The organism is uncultured Chitinophaga sp., from assembly GCF_937874145.1.
Classification (GTDB): domain Bacteria; phylum Bacteroidota; class Bacteroidia; order Chitinophagales; family Chitinophagaceae; genus Chitinophaga.
The window spans coordinates 1-3,282 of the sequence record NZ_CALNBI010000503.1 but is presented as its reverse complement, the minus strand read 5'-3'; the positions used below and the strand labels follow the sequence as shown (position 1 = coordinate 3,282).

Here is a 3,282-nt window from a genome sequence, read left to right as displayed (position 1 = left end):
GTCGCCCGTGAACGCATATCGCGCCGTAAGTCTGGTGTACTGCTCGTAATCGGGAATGGCAGTGGGATCTACTTTGAAGGTCACGAGCCCGTTCACGGTTGAGGTAAATTTCGTTTCCATATGCACCGCCTGGTTGGTGCCGGGGATGATCAGCGCAAAGTCGACACCTACCGGTTTTTGGGTGTAGGGCAGATCGGTTTCGTTATCGTACAGGGTGAAAGCCAGCTTGATTTCGGAGTCGGTCACTTCGTCGTAATCCAGGTCTGTGGCTTCCACGAAGGGTTTGAGCAATACGTCGGGCTTCAGTTTGGCTTTCAGCTCGGCGATCAGTGCGGAGAGGTCCCTCAGATACCCCGCGAGCCGGGATTTTTCAAATTTGTAGCCGGAGATCTTTCCGCCGATATTTTTAAGCAGGCCGCTGAGGTAGCTGTAATTGCTTTCCAGGCTTTTGATTTCCTGCTGGCTGTCCTGGTATTGCGCAGAGCCCCTGGCGGATTCGAGGCCTTTGAGGATGGCGGCCTTGATGGCGGCGAGGGCAGGGTAGGAGTCGTATGCGTGGCCACCGCACTGGAAATAATCCAGGGTATTGTCGACGGATTTGCTGATATCGTCGGATGGCTGGGGCTCATCGCAATTGTACACCCGGTCGCCGCCTTCGCCCGATTCCCTGAAGGCATTGTATTCGGCCGCCGGTTTGCCGTTTTCGAAATACGTTTGCGTCAGCACGGCGGAAGCGCCTGTTTCCCAGTTGAAATCCAGGATGGACATGGCCACGCGCGACGGGGAAACATGGTTCATCTCCACCACGATCTTTCCTTTCTTGCCGTTCACCATCGTATACATGCGGCTTTTGGACACTTCCGGGAACATTTCGGTGACGAGGAGCTCGGTGTTACCTTTTTTGGCCAGCACGGTGGAGGTGAGATATTGCAGTTGACCGTTTGCGTTGATCTTTCCGTAACCCGCCAGCGTATCCTCTTCATAGGCGATTTTGAAGACGAGCTGATTGGGTGCGTTGGGCGTAAGCGCCTCTTCGAAGAAAACATTCCCGACGCCGGGAGTGATGCCATTATTGTGGGCGGCATCGGCTTTTCGCTCTTCGACCGGGTCGGTCCCGGGGTCCGGGGAACCGCCTTTTTTGCTGCAGGCGGCCACGATCAGCAATATCAAAAAAGCCAGGATTCCGGCGAGCTTTACAGCTTTCGGGGAGAAGCGGGTACGTGTAGGCATATCGGTATGGTATAGACGAGGGCGAAATTACCTTACGCCTTTCGCCGTCCCAATACCTAAATATGAGTATTTATCTGCCGGAGGCTCAATAAGCCGGCGCCGATGGCTGCAACCTGCCCTGCAGGGAATGTTCCGCCCGGAAAGGTTTCATGAGTTGAATAACGTTTTGCAGCAGTTCGTGCGCGGCGTTGATCTCTTCCTTCTTGATGGAAATGCTTTCCACGTTGAAGCCCACGGGAATGCGCTTTTCGGCGGCATATGCGGCGATTTCGGCGGCGATGCGGGTGGCGGTGGTGATGGAAGATTCGAGGATGTCTTTGGAGTGTTTCAGGTCGTTGTACAGCCACTTCGGCACCTGGATGCCCAGCCATTCCATGAACTGGAGGGTCTTGAGGCTGCCGCAGGGCGCGAGGGTGAAGATGATGGGCGACATATCGATGCCCTGCTCATTGGCGTGGTAGTAATAATCCGATAAAACGTTCTTGGTATCGTTCAGGTTGTACACGCATTGCGACACGAAGAAACGGCAGCCCTGGTCCATTTTCCGGAAGATGCGCAGGTGTTCGTCGCCCTTCCTGGCATGGCGCTCGGGAATGGTGACGCCGCCGATCAGCAGCTTGCCGGCGTGCTGCCGGCGGGCTTCGTAGGCATCGTTCAGCGAAAAGCGGGTGGCTTCCACCTGCTGCTGCGACGAGGCGCCTACCAGCACGGCATAATCCACCGTATCATTTTCCCGCAGCCAGTTGCAGAATTGTTCCTCTGACTGGTTGGCGATGCTTTTGTAGATGATTTTGGGCACCTGGAGTTCCGCGAGGTAGTCCCGGCTATACACCTCCGGCGCGATGGTATGGATAAAAGAGAAGGTGCGCTCCTGGTCGGTGCGCGTGCTTTCGTCCTGGATATCGTACAAGATGAGGCCGTCGATGTTTTTATCTTTCAGCCGGGCTACCTGGTTGCCGGCGATGACGGCCACGCGTTCCGCTTCGGTCGTGATCTTGGGGGGCGTCAGGCTGTAAAAAACCAATCCTGATGCGCGGGCGTCTATCCTTGAACCGAGGTTATCTTTTATACTCATTAATAAAATACTGGCTGGTTGATCAAATCCTGCATGAACGGCCGCTGCTGTTCATCCGGAGGCGCCATTCCGCCGCCGGGGCAGCAAAGATAGGAAATGACGGGATGATCTCTAAATGGTAAATTCCTTCAGCTTATAGAAGTAGGTTTTTACGGTTTTCGCGTACAGCCCGTAACCGTTGGCTTCCAGCAAACGGTCGGATTCCGAGCCCATCAGCCCCCTGATATCCAGTTCACTCTCGATCAGCACAACTTTAGGACGGTATTTAGTCCAGTTGTTCGATACCAGCACCTGGTAATCAAGCCCTTCGGCGTCGATGGTCAGGAAGTCGATCGCTTTGCCGGCAGGGAGATGGGCGTCCAGGATGCCGGAAAGCGTATCCGTTTGCACTTTCACGACTTTCTCGACATGGTAAATGGCTTTCTGGCTGCGCTCTTCCGCCAATTCCTTCGAAAAAGTATTTAATGCGGGTTCGTTAAAGATGTAAAAATCGAGCGTTTCGGCTTTATCGGATACGGGTATTTCCAGGTTGATGTCTTCCGGCCGGATATTCCGGAACTCGGCCATGCTGCCGGGCATCGCGTCGATATTGATGCCGCGCCAGCCTTTGCGGTAAAACTTATAGGTATTGGAGAAGCGCTTGGGATGCAGTGCACCGACATCCACAAAAAACCTTCGCTTTGAAATTCGAATATCCGCCCCAGCACAAGATCTTCCCCTTCCTGGGAATAGGAAATATTCTGGAAAGGATCGATGGTTTCCGCTTTGATGAGTTTTCTGATGAATCGTTTGAGTCCCATTTGGAGATTTGATGTGTTTTTACGGCAAAAGCCTGCAATGAGCGTACAATATAACACATATGAAAAAATAAAAGCATCACGATATATTATGTTATTCAACCAGCAAGCTATATTTTGCCGCATCCTTAAACAGAAACGCATGCTAACTAAAATCCATACGGCGCTCATCATCCTGTT

Annotated in this window: 3 protein-coding genes; all 3 read right to left on the bottom strand. The window is 53.1% G+C overall.

All coding sequences use genetic code 11. The features are described from left to right. Positions 1-1,230, bottom strand: a 1,230-nt coding sequence (locus Q0510_RS23845; RefSeq protein WP_298717477.1) for a hypothetical protein, incomplete at its 3' end; no start/stop codon positions are given. An 85-nt stretch (positions 1,231-1,315) separates the two neighbouring features. After that, positions 1,316-2,305: a methylenetetrahydrofolate reductase gene (locus tag Q0510_RS23840; protein WP_298717474.1), complete on the bottom strand. Its 990-nt coding sequence runs from the start codon at positions 2,303-2,305 to the stop codon at positions 1,316-1,318. Between the two features lie 111 nt (positions 2,306-2,416). Then, on the bottom strand, positions 2,417-2,971 hold the full coding sequence (locus Q0510_RS23835; RefSeq protein WP_298717472.1) for an FkbM family methyltransferase: 555 nt from the start codon (positions 2,969-2,971) through the stop codon (positions 2,417-2,419). Positions 2,972-3,282 lie beyond the last annotated feature (311 nt).